At 38.4% G+C, this 14,683-nt stretch carries 12 protein-coding genes and 1 pseudogene; 2 read left to right on the plus strand and 11 right to left on the minus strand.

Annotated features, from left to right (window positions below; all coding sequences use genetic code 11):
• Positions 1–101: 101 nt before the first annotated feature.
• The 5 genes from N9I19_RS03875 to N9I19_RS03895 all read right to left on the minus strand — a co-directional run bounded on the left by N9I19_RS03875 (position 102) and on the right by N9I19_RS03895 (position 4,759).
• Positions 102–1,979: an ABC-F family ATP-binding cassette domain-containing protein gene (locus N9I19_RS03875; RefSeq protein WP_317777023.1), complete on the minus strand. Its 1,878-nt coding sequence runs from the start codon at positions 1,977–1,979 to the stop codon at positions 102–104.
• Entirely contained in the window at positions 1,976–2,620 is a 645-nt protein-coding gene (locus tag N9I19_RS03880) for an HD domain-containing protein (RefSeq protein WP_317777024.1), read from the minus strand. The genes N9I19_RS03875 and N9I19_RS03880 overlap by 4 nt, the downstream gene beginning before the upstream one ends.
• Before the next feature lie 53 nt (positions 2,621–2,673).
• Positions 2,674–3,519, minus strand: coding sequence for a DegV family protein (locus tag N9I19_RS03885; protein WP_317777025.1), 846 nt, complete (start codon positions 3,517–3,519; stop codon positions 2,674–2,676).
• 143 nt (positions 3,520–3,662) lie between these two features.
• Positions 3,663–4,139 (minus strand): glutathione peroxidase, encoded by a 477-nt coding sequence (locus tag N9I19_RS03890; RefSeq protein WP_061463651.1) that lies wholly within the window; start codon positions 4,137–4,139, stop codon positions 3,663–3,665.
• An 86-nt stretch (positions 4,140–4,225) separates the two neighbouring features.
• On the minus strand, positions 4,226–4,759 hold the full coding sequence (locus tag N9I19_RS03895; protein WP_317777026.1) for a hypothetical protein: 534 nt from the start codon (positions 4,757–4,759) through the stop codon (positions 4,226–4,228).
• A 169-nt stretch (positions 4,760–4,928) separates the two neighbouring features.
• Between N9I19_RS03895 and metA the strand changes: the two genes are divergently transcribed.
• The gene (gene metA / locus N9I19_RS03900) at positions 4,929–5,837 is read left to right on the plus strand and encodes a homoserine O-acetyltransferase MetA (RefSeq protein ID WP_317777027.1); all 909 of its coding nucleotides are present in this window, start codon (positions 4,929–4,931) and stop codon (positions 5,835–5,837) included.
• 109 nt (positions 5,838–5,946) lie between these two features.
• Here metA and N9I19_RS03905 read toward each other — a convergent pair whose 3' ends face one another.
• The 5 genes from N9I19_RS03905 to N9I19_RS03925 form a co-directional block, all read right to left on the minus strand.
• Positions 5,947–6,642, minus strand: a complete 696-nt coding sequence (locus tag N9I19_RS03905) for an AIM24 family protein (protein WP_061463658.1) — start codon at positions 6,640–6,642, stop codon at positions 5,947–5,949.
• Positions 6,642–7,337, minus strand: a complete 696-nt coding sequence (locus N9I19_RS03910) for a class I SAM-dependent methyltransferase (protein ID WP_317777028.1) — start codon at positions 7,335–7,337, stop codon at positions 6,642–6,644. Before N9I19_RS03910 ends, N9I19_RS03905 begins: the two co-directional genes overlap by 1 nt.
• Positions 7,338–7,836: 499 nt before the next feature.
• Entirely contained in the window at positions 7,837–8,265 is a 429-nt protein-coding gene (mntR, locus tag N9I19_RS03915; RefSeq protein WP_061463662.1) for a transcriptional regulator MntR, read from the minus strand.
• A gap of 74 nt (positions 8,266–8,339) precedes the next feature.
• Complete coding sequence (locus N9I19_RS03920; RefSeq protein ID WP_317777029.1) at positions 8,340–10,547, minus strand: DNA topoisomerase III; 2,208 nt, start codon at positions 10,545–10,547, stop codon at positions 8,340–8,342.
• A gap of 464 nt (positions 10,548–11,011) precedes the next feature.
• Positions 11,012–11,572 carry a helix-turn-helix domain-containing protein gene (locus N9I19_RS03925; protein ID WP_061463666.1) on the minus strand — a complete coding sequence of 187 codons (561 nt, stop codon included), beginning with the start codon at positions 11,570–11,572 and terminating at the stop codon, positions 11,012–11,014.
• 725 nt (positions 11,573–12,297) lie between these two features.
• Here N9I19_RS03925 and N9I19_RS03930 point away from each other — a divergent pair.
• Positions 12,298–13,815: an L-lactate permease gene (locus N9I19_RS03930; RefSeq protein WP_317777030.1), complete on the plus strand. Its 1,518-nt coding sequence runs from the start codon at positions 12,298–12,300 to the stop codon at positions 13,813–13,815.
• Between the two features lie 301 nt (positions 13,816–14,116).
• Here the strand turns inward: N9I19_RS03930 and N9I19_RS03935 are convergent.
• Positions 14,117–14,605, minus strand: a pseudogene (locus N9I19_RS03935) (recombinase family protein).
• Positions 14,606–14,683: the final 78 nt, after the last annotated feature.

Here is a 14,683-nt window from a genome sequence, read left to right on the forward strand (position 1 = left end):
CATGTACTAGATATTATCACAACGGCAAAAGATTCTCATGCAATTGAGATTAGCTAAAAAAAGACTGGTCCAAGTTCGTTCCCCTGGACCAGTCACCCCGCTCATTCCTCTTCCAATTTTTCCGCTAAATACGTCCATCTTTCCATCAAATGCTCTAATTTATCCGTTAGTCCCTTTTCTTCTTCAAGTAACAGGCGGACTTGTTCAAAATCGCTTCCCGCAGCTGACATTTCAGACGTGATGTCTTTCAGACGCAGCTCGACCCGTTCCATGTTCCCTTCTATCTCTTCCCATTCCTTACTTTCCGCATATGTTAGTTTTTTCTTTTTCTTTTCTGTGCGATTGAGTGGAGGTTCTGGTGTTTTCACTGGTACGGCCTCTTCCGTCTTTTCCTCCAAGAACTCCGAGTAATTACCGTAATAGAAATCAATTTCACCTTTATTCTTGAAGACAAGGAGCTGATGGCATGTTTTATCCAGGAAATACCTATCATGTGATACGGTAATGACTACACCTGAAAATGTTTCTAAATAATCCTCAAGAACGGTCAAGGTTTGCGTGTCCAAATCATTCGTAGGTTCATCCAAAAGCAGGACATTAGGTGCCGACATTAATATGTTAAGGAGATATAAACGCCTTTTCTCCCCTCCGGACAGCTTACGAATCGGCGTCCCATGCGAGCCCATTGGAAACAAGAACCTTTCAAGCATCTGAGCAGCTGATATGTAGCTACCATCTTTAAGGGCGATTGAATCCGCCGTTTCCCGAATATACTCTATCATGCGCAGATTCTCGTCCATATCGACGCTTTCTTGCGTATAGTACCCTATTTTCACGGTTTGCCCTATTTCTAGATTTCCATCATCTATAGATTCCCGTCCGGCCAAAATATTTAACAAGGTGGACTTTCCACTGCCATTATTACCAACAATTCCAATCCTATCACCTGGTTTGAAGAGGAAGGAAAAATGGTTGATGATGGACTGATCCCCGAAAGTTTTAGAGACATCCTGCATCTCCAGTACCTTTTTCCCTAAACGGGCACCGCTTAATTCCATTTCCAGGCTCTCGGTTTTCTGTTTATCCTTTACACCTGATTCCAATGTTTCGAAGCGTTGGATCCTGGCCTTTTGTTTCGTTGTACGGGCCTTGGCACCTTTACGGATCCAGGCCAGTTCTTTTTTGAATAGACTTTCTTTTTTCGTTCTTTCCGTCGATTCATTCTCTTCACGAATGGCCTTTGATTCTAAATAGTCTGCATAGTTTCCTTTGTATTCGAAGAGCTTCGTTTGGGCAATTTCCCAAATCTTATTAGAAACCCGATCTAAGAAATATCGATCATGTGTTACAAATAAAACGGACTTTTGATATTTTCCCAAATATTCTTCAAGCCAGGTAATGCTTTCAAAATCAAGATGGTTCGTAGGCTCATCCAAAATCAGTAAATCCGGGGTCTCAATCAAGGTTTTTGCCAGTGCCGCCCGCTTTTTTTGGCCGCCTGACAGTTCCCCCAATTTCCTTGAGTGATCAGGAAGGCCCAGCTTGGTCAGTATCGTTCTGGCATTGGCACTTGTATCCCAGGCGCCAAGCGTGTCCATATCCTGTTGCTGTTTTAACAAACGGTCCTGTATGGCACTATTCTGTGGATCTACCTGGAGTTGGACGAGCGTCTTTTCATACTCCTTAATCAATGAAAATACAGGCGTTGAACTTTCATACATATATTCCATGATCGTCAATTTCTCATCAAATTGCGGATCTTGGGATAGGTAGGAAATCGTGTAATCATTCGGATGATCCTTCGTTCCTAAATCACTGTCTTCCAATCCTGCAATGATATTCAATAATGTCGATTTACCGGTGCCGTTTATACCAACGATCCCGATTTTTTCCCCTTCGGTAATGGAAAAAGATACATCTTTAAAAAGAAGCTTTTCCCCTTGGGTTTTCATTACATGTTCCATGCTAAAAACTTTCATAATCGTACATCCCATTCCTTATTAAATTCCTCTAAAAATCTAACCATATATTCATGCCTTTCACTTGCAATCCTCTTGGCTGTACAAGTATTGAGCATATCTTGCAAACGTAATAGTTTTTCATAAAAGTGATGAATGGAAGAGCTTTTCCCCGTCCTGTATTCCTCTTTTGTCATATTTCCCCTTATTGACAATGAAGGATCAAACATGGGTTGTCCCTTTTTCCCTCCAAATGCAAATGTCCTTGCTATCCCTATGGCGCCAATTGCATCCAAGCGGTCCGCATCCTGAACGATTTCAGCCTCGATGGAAGGAAGCTTCAACTGCCCGGAACTATAGGAAATTGTGTTGATGATCTGCTTAATGGCATTCACGCTATCAATTTCCAATTTTATTTCATCAAACCATTCATCCAGCTTTTTCGATCCCTCATCAGCATCCCGGTTTAATTTATCATCGGGGATATCATGAAGCAGTGCCGCCAATTCAATGATAAACTCATTCCCTTTACGTTCTTCTTTTGCAATATGTAAAGCCAGCTTACGAACCCGATCGATATGGAACCAATCATGGCCGCTGGCATCAGATTTCAATTGGTCATATACATACTTCTCCGTTAAATCAATCATCATTTGATTCATTTCACCACTCCATGTCCTTTCTATTTTACCATGGTTCTCAATAATGTTGTGCTTTAATCTTCATTGAACCAACTAAGTCCAATCGTCTGTTCACCGGTATGCACCCCGATTGCACTGCCCAGTGGGGATACATGTGTCAACACATGAGGAAATTCTTCAGAAATCATCTTTTTCCATCTTTGTGACTGCTCCGACACAGCTCCATATAATATGGTGCATTCTTTTACTTTACCTGCTTCGACTGATCTGCGAAAATCAGTGAAGATCTGTTTTTCCGCTTTTTTAAGGTTTCGGGGTTTAGATTTAGTATGAAGCAAGCCATTTTCGATTGAAATGATGGGTTTAAAGCTCAATAGGCTTCCTAAAATATACTGTGCGTTCGATAACCTTCCGCTGCGATGCAGCTGATCCAAAGAACCTATTAATACATAGGTTTCATGATTATCCGCATATTTTCTCGTTTTAACGAAGGCCTCATTGACGGAATGGCCATTATCAATATAATGCATGAGCCGTTTCATTATTAAAAGCATTGGAAAGGAAATAAGCAGAGTATCAAAAACGTCAACGGGGATCGTAACCATTTGTGCAGCTTGCCTGCTCGCGGAAACGGTCCCGCTCAATTCACTTGAAAGATGAACCGCAATGATTCGATCATAACGTTTTTCAAGCTTCTTATATAACTCTTGGAATGTACCGACCGAGGGCTGTGATGTAGTCGCGTTTTTCTTTTCCTCACTCATTCTTCGGTATAATTCCCCAGGTGATAGGTCGATACCATCTTCATATTCCTTCCCATCGATGATAACGATCATCGGAACGACGTAAACATGTTCATTCAATGATAATTCTTCATCTAAAGTTCCCGTGCTATCCGTTACCCATGCAATTCGTTCCATGGTTTCCCCCCTCAATTGGTGTCTCCTATTATATTCAACTCTCCCCCCATTTGTCCCTTTTAGAAAGCGTTGTGGATAAATATCTTGCCTTACAAAAAGAGCCCAACAGAAAGTACCTCTTCCGTTGAACTCGATATCATTCTTCATAATAATTTTTTTAAATCCTCTTCGATTTCCAGTGGTTTTGTTTTAGGGGCATACCGACTTACGATATTTCCATCACGGTCAATCAAGAACTTTGTAAAATTCCATTTTATCGATTTAGACCCCATCACTCCAGGAGCATTTTCAGTCAGATAGCTGAATAAAGGATGGGCCTCCTTGCCATTGACATTCACTTTTGCAAACATCGGGAATGTTACACCATGATTCAACTTACAATAAGAATCGATTTCCAGATCATCTCCAGGCTCCTGATTCAAAAACTGATTACATGGAAAACCAAGCACCGCCAACCCATCTTCTTTATATTGTACATACAGGCTTTGCAAATCATCATACTGTGGCGAAAAACCGCATTTGCTTGCGGTATTCACTATAATCATCACTTTCCCTCTATATTCCTCAAGCGAGATGGTTTCGCCATTGATTTTATTGACTTCAAATTCGTAAATGGACATGTATGATCTCTCCCTTTAGTATGATGATGTCATTTTACAGTATTTAAAGGTACGTTTACCAACTTTTATAATCTTACCTTTTCCAATTATCCCGGAATCTTCATCGCTTGAATGGATTGTATCAAATATTCTACCATATCTTCCAAATCCTCCATTTGCTCTTCTTTTACAAGCCTTCCAAATGAAACTTTAAATAAAGAAGAATGAATGGGTTGCAATTTTTTACTGACCGTTTCGCTGGTCGTCACTGTAATGATTCTCTGATCCCCCCAAATTTTTTCCAGATCGATCAAGAATTGTTCAGCATTCACTTCATCAAGCTTTTTAGGAAAAGAAATGAAAATATTAACCGTGCAACCGGAATGCGTTTCATTAATAGTGGAATCAAGTAACTCCGAACTTAGATTCTGGAGTGAAGCGTGTAACTCGATGACTCCGATAACCGAAATAGGCGCCAGCGATTCTTTCAATTCCATTTCAATCTTATATGTTCTGGACATGTTTGCGAGATTCACTATATCATCACGGTTTATGACCAATATATCTCCAATGAAGTCACGATCATAGACCGCACCTTCCAATACCACTTTCATGTTCTCAAATGCTGTAGGATCGAACAATCTCCATACACCTCTCCAACTTCATAAGTTTATGTAATCATGATCTCACCATTTTACCATCCCCGAGCCATTTCCCTCAGGATTTAGAAGAAATTATTAAAATAGCTTTTCTATTCAGTAATTTTCTATATAATTAAAATATTATGATTTTTGGAGAAGGAGGCTAATCATGCCAATCAGAATTCCGGAACAACTGCCAGCTAAAGAAATTTTAGAACAGGAAAATATCTTCGTTATGGATGAGGATAGAGCTACCAATCAGGAAATCCGTCCATTGAATATATTAATTTTAAACCTTATGCCAGAGAAAGAAAAAACAGAGGCCCAGTTACTGCGCTTTCTTGGCAATACTCCCATTCAAGTAAACATATCATTCCTGCGTTTGAGCACACATGAATCAAAAAACACTAGTAAATTTCATTTAGATCAGTTTTATAAATCATTTAATGATATTCGCACGAAGAAATATGACGGCTTGATCATTACGGGCGCTCCAGTCGAGAAGCTGGAATTTTCAGACGTTAATTATTGGGAAGAACTGCAGGATATCATGAATTGGTCAACAGAAAATGTCACATCCACCCTACATATCTGTTGGGGAGCTCAAGCAGCCCTATACCATCATTATGGAATAGGGAAACATGAACTGCCAGTGAAATGCTTCGGTATATACACTCATGAGGTACTTGAACCAACTGAAAATTTAGTCCGAGGATTCGATGACTATTTTATGGCCCCTCATTCGCGCTATACGGATATTGACTATCAAAAATTAGTTAACCATCCAGAATTGAAGGTTCTGGCACAGTCCGATCAAGCTGGGGTATTGATAGCTGCTTCAGTTGATGGAAAAAGAATCATGGTGACCGGCCATTTCGAGTATGATGCCGATACCCTCGGTGAAGAATATAAGCGTGATAGGGAGCGTGGGATCAATACGCAACTCCCTGAAAATTACTTTCCTGATAACGATCCGACCAAGGTACCCCTTCACCGCTGGAAGAGCCATTGCAGTCTGATGTTCTCGAATTGGCTGAACTATTATGTTTACCAATCAACCCCATATGAGTGGGATTGAAAGGGTAAGGAAAAAGAAGCTTTCTCTTTTAAGTGACTAGTTTTTTTGTAGGCAGCAACTTTCGGCTATCATGGGAAACAACCTGAGTTTTTGACTCAGGTTGTTTCTTTCATGATTCTTTATTACCGAAATATACCTCTTCAAAAGGTTGGACGACTACAAACCCTTTCCCTTCGAATTTCATTTGAACGGATTCGCCGCTTCCCCTTCCAAAAAACGACTTTAATGAAACATCCGTTACGAATTCAGGCTGAAGCTCCCCTGACCAAGCTACTGTGGCATTCGGGTCCGTATAGACTGGATTCCCAGCTTCCACCATTAAAGTGAGTGGCTCATAATGGGAAGTGAATGCAACCATCCCTCTTCCCTCGAGTCTTACATTGAACAATCCACCCGCCAATAACCCTGCAATGCGCCGCATCATTTTTATATCCCATTGAATACCCGGCTCAAAGGCAAGCAAATCATTACCATTAACACAGATCGATTCACCATTTAACTGTAAAATTGATATCTTCTTCCCTTGATCCGCGACGTATAGCTTGCCGCTGCCGGTCGCTTTCATCAAGGATGCACCCTCACCAGTCAAGGCTTTCTTGAAGAGTTTACCAAGACCATGCTCCAAGATACCTTCCCTCTCGAATTTAATTTGTCCGCGATAAGAAATCATCGTCCCCATTTTTGCCCAGATCTGCTGTTCCAGATTAATTTCCAGAATTCGTTCCGTTTCAAGTTCAAATAAGCCTTGCCCTTTATCCTGCTGTTTCGTCTTTTCAACGAATTGATCGATTTGATACTTCTCCATCACTGATCCACCTTTTTTTGAAGGAGGAACAGCCACATGAACGATACAGCTTGTTTTAGTTCCTTTGAAAAATGCCCCAGTTTTGCAAAGTCCACCCCTCTCTTCGCAACGCCGGTGTCAGCGACCACCTTCCATCCCGTTTCTGTTGCCATTTTTTCAAATTCCCAAGCCTGCATTGTATTCATAATGACTTTATCTCCTAATAGCCGTTGAAAACTGAATTTTTTTCGTGGTTCAGCCGTCGGACCAAGAATTCCAAAACAGGCATAACCGCCAGGCTTAATTACCCGTTGAATTTCCTTCATCACCGTTAATGGTTCACCTGTATATTCCAAAGAATTAATGACCAATGCCGCATCCATTTCCTCATCCTTGAATGGAAGATCATAAAAATCTCCTTGAATGAAAGAAAGTTCAGGTTGGAGAGCTGTTTTCCCCTTTGCAAATTCAATCATGACATTGGATAAATCGACTCCAGTTACTTCAAATCCCGCTTCGGCCAATTTTAAAGAACCAACTCCATCTCCACAGCCTATGTCAGCTACCTTCACTCCCGAAGGTACATATTCAGAAAAGAACGGAATAATGTTTTTTCGGCTCCCCGATTCCCACATTTCTTGCGAATTCTTCACCCACATAGGTGCAAAGACATCCCATTCCTTTTCCGACTCTTTATGCCAAGTATGTAAATTCATTAAACAATCCCCCTCCCATTTAATCTCAAATTATATTAGTACTTGAAGCATTACGGAAATTACAATCACATTCGTTAACTAACACAAAGTTTTCCCGAATCAAAATACAGGGCTTCATTATAGCTATTCTGCTCTTAATTAAAAAATCCTTTTTTAAAATACTTTTATAATGATGAATGCCCGGTTCCAGAAAACAGGTGATGTCATCTGAAAAATTTCAATTAACATAAAAATAAAAAAGATTGTAGGCAAAAGCGGTTATATCTAATTGTTAAAACAGAGTTGATTGGAACGGAAGGTGCGAGACTCCTGCGGGAAAAGCGTGTCCAAGGGAGACCCCACAGGCGCAAAGGCGCCGAGGAGGCTCCCGGACCGCCCGCGGAAAGTGAGTGCCTGAAGTGGAAATCAACGTTCGAATTTTTAAAACCCTCAAAAAAGACTGTAGACAAACTCGATTTTCATCGAGTTTGTCTACAGTCTGAAAGCTGCCTGAGGCAGCTTATTTTGAATTTTCTTCATTTCTTTTTTGTATCTTTCGTAAATCCTCGACACGATCGGGAGACTCCTCAAAGAATTCAACCAGATCGCCAATCCTATCGATGGCATTCCAACTAAGGTGATGTTCAATCCCTTCAACATCATGATAAATATTTTCTTCCTTGACCCCAAGCAATCTAAGCATCTGTTCTAAAAGTTCATGGCGGTATACGAGCCTTTTACCAACCTTTTTCCCGTTTGCAGTTAAAACGAGACCCCGGTACTTTTCATATATCAAATATTTTTCATGGTCCAGTTTTTGAACCATTTTTGTAACAGAAGATGGGTGGACGGAAAGGTTTTCGGCAATATCCGAAACTCTTGCATATCCTTTTTCTTCAATAAGTAAATAAATTTGTTCTATGTAATCCTCCATGCTAGGTGTAGGCATTCGGAATCCTCCCATTCAAACGCATATCTAAAAATTTTACTATATAAACGCCCCTGAAACAAGAAGATAAGGTCTCAGGGCGCTTTTAAATGAAGTTTCTTCTCATGTTTGTTTGATGTTCTGTTCTGTTCTGTTTGGAATGTAAAGCTGATCTTCTTTTCAGAATCGGACCAAGATAAAATGGCATCAAAGGTTTTTTCACCTTTTTTAAAACCACTTATCAAATCCGTTTCACCGCTCGACAATAATTTTTTTATATTTGCTTGACTGATTTTCTTATTAAGGATTTTTTTGGAGATCGTAAAGTTACACTTGGTTTTTTGATAATTTACACATCCATAGAATTCCCCTTTATCGACAATCTTAGAACCGCATAGCTTACAGCTGCCCACAGATGCCGAGCTTCTCTTTTTAGGGCCGCTCCGTTGAATCGACTCGGTGTCCAGCCCTTGAAAATCCCAGCTTTCAGATGATTCCACGGCATCACTGATAATTTTTGCTGACATCTTTTTAACAGCTTCCATAAAGACGCCGGCTGAAGCCTTCCCTTCACCAATTTCCCTTAAACGCTGTTCCCATTTGGCTGTCATTTCAGGTGAAGCCAGGATTTTCTCCCCAATTGCAGTGATCAGCACTTTCCCTTTATCCGTCGCAAACACCTGATTTTTTTTGACATCAATGTATTTACGGTCTTTGAGCATGGTAATGATACCAGCTCGAGTTGCTTCTGTGCCGAGGCCTTCGGTTTTCATCAGCACCTTTTCTAACTCTTCATTATCCAAGTGTTTTCCGGCCGTTTTCATCAAAGTGATCAACTGACCTTCTGTATAACGCTTTGGAGGCTGAGTTCTTCCTTCTTTCACCTTTATTTTGGCGACCTTTCCAAAATCCCCTTTTGAAACGGCCGGCAAAAGGATATCATCATCATCCTTCTCATTTTGGAAAATCACTTTGCGCCATCCCTCTTGGATCTGCTGCTTGCCTTTAGAAATGAATTCGGCACGCTTATCGACAAGCGTTTTAATGGTGGTGTAATCGAAAATGGCTTTCTCATAATGTGCCGCAATCAACCGGCGGACCACCAAGTCATAAATATTCCGTTCTTCAGCGGAAAGCCTCTTTGGGTCGGTCACTTGCTCCGTCGGGATAATTGCATAGTGATCAGTCACTTTTTTTTCATTTACAAACCGTTTATTATTCATGATGCTCGGTTGTGGCAAAGGAAACAGGGATTCATATTCTGAAAATCCACTTAGTTTTTGCAATATATCAGGAAATGTTTCGGCTTCCCCCTCTGTCACATAATTGGAGTCTGAACGTGGATAAGAAACGATCCCTTTTTGATATAAACTTTGTACAATATCAAGCGTCTGTTTCGGTGAATATTTATAAATCTTGTTTACGGTTGCCTGCAATGACGATAGATTAAATAACAAAGGTGGCTGAAATTCTTTTCTTTCTGTAGCCATTTCCGCAATTTCAGCTTCTTTACCCTTGCAAAAGGCGGCAATTTTATCAGCAAGTTCTTTTGTCTTGATTCTCGGATCATTGTTCTGCTGCCATTTTCCCTGATACTCCTTACCATCCATCTTGAAGTCAGCGAACACTTCCCAGAACGGTTCAGACTTGAATTGTTCAATTTCCATTTCCCGTTTCACTATCAAAGCGAGAGTCGGTGTCTGAACCCTACCAGCTGAAAACACATCCGAAACACCCCTTTGTTTCAATAGAATACTATACGCTCTCGATGCATTCATTCCCACAACCCAGTCTGCGCAAGCTCTCGTGTACGCTTCATGATAGAGTGGCCTGGTTTTTTCCTCGCCCATCAGGTTTTGGAATCCCTCATAAATCGCTTTTGGGGTCAAAGAGGAAATCCATAAACGTTTCATCGGTTTATTGACATTACATAGATTAACGATATTACGTACAATCAATTCTCCTTCACGCCCAGCATCGCCTGCATGAATGATTTCATCGACATCCGGTTTCCTAAGCAAAGTCTTCACTACATTGAATTGCTTTGCCTTTTGTCGGGTCACTTCATATTGAAATTTCTCTGGAATCATCGGCAACGTTTCCATCGACCATTTTTTCCATTTTGAATGATAGGTTTCCGGCGAAACGAGTTGACATAAATGCCCGACGGCCCAAGTTACATAAGCTCCGTCGGGAAAAAGTTCATTCGGCATGATTTCTATATATCCTTGCTGTTTCTTCGTTTTAAATTGAGCTGCTAACGTTGAACCTTGATCTGGTTTCTCCGCAATGATTAGCTTCATGATCATCTTCACCTAATCCGTTACAAAATATCTTACCCTATTATTATACCTTAATTATCAAAATCGGCTAGATATGACTTCGGTTTAACTCAATTGATCTAAGAAAGCTTGAAATAATTGCTTAACTCCGGAGAAGAATGGGATTTTCAGGCTTATGATAAAATCCGTCCAAATATAGGCAGATTAATATGCAAAAAAAAAGCTTCACTAATGGATGGTCAGCATAGATTAGGGGGGAATCGGAGTATATACAAAAGAAACAAGTGCGATGTTAAATGTGCCCTTCCTAGCTTTTCACTGTTTAGATGAAGATGAAGAAATTATTTTAAAACAAAAAAGACTGAAGTCAAAAGTGAACTGCCCCGTAAATGTTAGACACCAAACTAACATTTACGGGGCAGTTCAGCTTATAAGCATGTATTCTTTTTATAGTTTTTTAAGTACACCACTGTTTATTAACGAAGTTATCTATACATATTTTTTTTAGTTGAATTAATTATTAAAAAGTAATTACACTCTTCTTCTGATAAATTCAGAAACCTATGGTCTATATCTGCTTCAAAATATATTGAATCCCCTTCTTCTAACGTATAAATTTCAGGTTCCTCACCTAATTCAACTTGTATTTTTCCTTTTAAAACATAGATGTATTCCTCTACACCCTTTTTATGAGGTGGAAAAATTCCGGTTTCCTCTAAAGGAGGAATTTTATTTAAAATGAATTCAATATCATTAGCCGGCGGTGATAAAAGATGTCTTTCGAACTTTGTGTTTTCGTCCTTATATATTAATCTGTTACTCGAACGAATAATAGACACACTTCTTTTTTGATCCTCCCCCAACAAAGACGATATTGTTACATCCAGTGCTTCCGCAATTTGTGAAGCAACATGAATTGTTGGATTTTTATCACCTCTTTCAATCTGAGATAACATAGACTTACTAACTCCCGACTTTTTAGCTAGTTCTTCTAGTGTGTAGCCTTTTGACTTCCTTACATTTTTTACATTAGTTGAAAATTCCATAAAAACCCCCTACATTCTACTATAGTGAATTTAATTCTTGACTTTAGTTTATAACGGATTTATTATGGAATCAAATTCACTATAGTGGATTTGGTAATAAAATCAAGAGAAGGAAAAAGAAGGGGCACAATTGCACAACTATGTCTAAATGTCTTCACTTAATAAAGTCTGAATATTCAAAGTAAATAACAGGGATTTAAATTTTTAATTAATTTAATAAAAGAAAAGAAGGTTATTTAAATGACTACAAAAATATTTGTTGATGGTGCTTTCTACAATAAAGATGATGCAAAAATCATTATTCCTTTAACGTCTAAAATATCTGTGCTGCTTTAATAATACCTTCGTACCAGATCCCACATGATCATACACATTCCAGAGTACGTTAAATTAAATATAATGCCTAGTAGCCCATTTCAAATTATTAATGAACAAATTGTAGGAAAGTCAATTGTACAAGGCCTAAGAAGGACAAAACTTTTAAAACTATCGAATGAAAGAGAATATCTAATGGGTTTAGGCGGAGAGAGTAAAATGGTTATCTAAACATGCGGCTCCTCATGGATTGAATTATGTTTCAACTCCACCAGATAGAATATTATTTTCAACTATTTGCAAGCGCTCAATCAGTATTGCAAGCTTTATATAGTGACATTTCATAAATTTAAACGTTTACGCTATATATAGCGTAGACGTATTTTTTCCATTTCGAAAGGATGATCATTATGAATCTAATAATAGCCTTATTGCCTTTTATATGTATATTTGTTCTTTTATTTGTTTTTAAACAAACATCACTCCGGTCTGGACTCTTATCTTACATTGTTACAATGCTTATTATTTTGGTATATCCTAGTTACCATATAACAGTAGAAAGTACTTTACATGCCTCCTTTAAAGGATTTTTAATTTCCTTTGTAGCAGCGTATGTTTTATTCTTTGGTATACTCTTTTTTCATCTAATTAATAATACTGGCGGAATTCGGGCAATTGCTTCATTTCTTTCAGAAGTAACAACTGATCAGATTTTGCAAGTCATTCTATTAGTTATAGGGCTTTCTCCACTTTTAGAATCAACGAGTGGCTTTGGAATAGCATTTATGATTGTAGCACCCATTTTAATTGCTTTAGGGTTTAGTCCTATGAAAGCAGCATCTATTGGACTTGTTAGTTTACTTGCAGTCCCCTGGGGAGCATTATCCACGGGAACAGTAATCGGGGCACAAATTGGGGGAATTCCCCTTCAGGAACTTGGTTCAGGAACTGCAATTATAAGCATCCCTGTTTTTATATATTTTTTATTAATTGCTGTTTATTTAGCTGGGGGTAAAGACGCAATAAAATATAGATGGAAGGAAATCCTTTTACTTTCAGTTATCTTTTCTATTTCAATATTTCTATTTAATGCTTTTGTTAGTGTTGAACTAGCCGGGGTACTCAGTTCATTGGTTACTAGTAGTATCGGGTTACTGGTTATAAAGATAAAAAATTCTTCATCATTAATAAATGAAACCGTTATCGAAACCTCTGTATCTGAAAATAACGGTACAAATTTGAATATCATCAAGGTTATGAGTCCTTATTTAATACTTACCATATTAATTTTCATTTCAAGACTTATACCGTCAATAAAAAAATTTCTAGAATCACATTTTGTCATTGAATTACCTTCCTTTTCATTTTCATTAGCATTACTTTACTCACCAGGATTTTGGCTTTTTATTACATGTTTATATACCATATTCATTTTCAAAATCTCTAAAAGCATTATTTGGAGTTCGCTTAAAATTTCTATAAAACAATGGGTTCCCTTTGTAATTTCCACCACAGCATTTGTAGCAATTTCTCAACTAATGACTACAGCAAATATGACATTTGCGATTGCTAATGCTGCAGGTTTAATTTTCGGAAGTATGTTTATATTTGTCTCTCCTTTTATTGGAGGAATTGGAGGATTTCTTACGGGAAGTAATACAGGATCAAATGCTATGTTTACTCAACTACAAGTTGAAACTGCTAAGAAAACCGGATTGCCATTAAATTTAATTGCTAGTATTCAAAATACAAGCTCTTCTCATTCAACTATGGCCAGCCCCTCTAGAATTATGTTAGGTGCATCATTATGTCGAATTGAATCCGAAGAAAATCGTTTATTAAAAAAGATGTCCATAATAGTTCTTGGAGCAATATTATTAATAATCATTTTGACTGTTGGCTTTTTGGTTTTTGATTTTTGGTTTTAAATACAAGAGACCATTAAACATACTATAAGTGGAACTTTAAGTTTATATTGATAAAAAAAGGTTACTATCATCTAAATATTGGTCGACTTTATAGATAAAATCTCGCATAGTAAGCATAATCATTTGAAAACTTTAAAAAAGATATTGTTGATGAAAGGTTCTTTCAGCCATTTTAATAATAGGAAATGAGAGAATCTACCTAAAGTAGCCTGTGCTCCAGTTGAGCAAAGGCTTCTTTTTGACGAGTTTCTTCTATACATATAGAACTACATTAAAAGTCTCTTTCGTATTCTTTAACTAACTAATAAATAGTCGTCTTTTTAATGCCTAATTCCGCCATGGCGTTAACTGCTGAAATCTCACTTGCTTTCCAACGATCATACACTTCTTTAAACCCTTCCGTTACTTGGGCTTTCGGTCGGCCGAAGGGTACACCGTTTTGCAAAGCCACATCAATTCCTTCACGCTGCCGTTTTCGGCCCATTCCTCTTCTGCCATCCAGGAGAGGATTTGTAAAACAAGATCTGCGATGAAGGTCCCTAAACTATCCTTAAATTGAGTAGTGTCCAACAAAGGCATATCCATCACCACGATATCTGCTTGAATATTTTTTGTGATGTCATTCCATTCCTGGAGGATCTCTTCTTTATTTCTACCACCAGTGAATGAATGTAAAGGACATCGCCTTTACGAATCAATCGTTTTAATAATTGATATTGAACTCGATTGAAATTTTTCCACTTTGTTTTTCTAAAAAGATAACCCGTTCATTGAGACCATTTTCCAACATAGCTTGACGTTGCCATCCTTCATTTTAACGAACGTTAAAATAAGAGGATTTTATTTAAAAAATAACCATTCGTAAAAG

This window comes from Peribacillus sp. CSMR9 (genome assembly GCF_033141925.1).
In the GTDB taxonomy this organism is placed as follows: Bacteria; Bacillota; Bacilli; order Bacillales; family DSM-1321; genus Peribacillus; species Peribacillus simplex_A.

Coding starts and splice junctions, on each gene's coding strand:
- N9I19_RS03875 (WP_317777023.1), bottom strand. CDS start 1,979: ATGAAAGTTTTTAGCATGGAACATGTAATGAAAACCCAAGGGGAAAAG.
- N9I19_RS03880 (WP_317777024.1), bottom strand. CDS start 2,620: ATGAATCAAATGATGATTGATTTAACGGAGAAGTATGTATATGACCAA.
- N9I19_RS03885 (WP_317777025.1), bottom strand. CDS start 3,519: ATGGAACGAATTGCATGGGTAACGGATAGCACGGGAACTTTAGATGAA.
- N9I19_RS03890 (WP_061463651.1), bottom strand. CDS start 4,139: ATGTCCATTTACGAATTTGAAGTCAATAAAATCAATGGCGAAACCATC.
- metA (WP_317777027.1), top strand. CDS start 4,929: ATGCCAATCAGAATTCCGGAACAACTGCCAGCTAAAGAAATTTTAGAA.
- N9I19_RS03905 (WP_061463658.1), bottom strand. CDS start 6,642: ATGGAGAAGTATCAAATCGATCAATTCGTTGAAAAGACGAAACAGCAG.
- N9I19_RS03910 (WP_317777028.1), bottom strand. CDS start 7,337: ATGAATTTACATACTTGGCATAAAGAGTCGGAAAAGGAATGGGATGTC.
- mntR (WP_061463662.1), bottom strand. CDS start 8,265: ATGCCTACACCTAGCATGGAGGATTACATAGAACAAATTTATTTACTT.
- N9I19_RS03920 (WP_317777029.1), bottom strand. CDS start 10,547: ATGAAGCTAATCATTGCGGAGAAACCAGATCAAGGTTCAACGTTAGCA.
- N9I19_RS03925 (WP_061463666.1), bottom strand. CDS start 11,572: ATGGAATTTTCAACTAATGTAAAAAATGTAAGGAAGTCAAAAGGCTAC.
- N9I19_RS03930 (WP_317777030.1), top strand. CDS start 12,298: ATGAATCTAATAATAGCCTTATTGCCTTTTATATGTATATTTGTTCTT.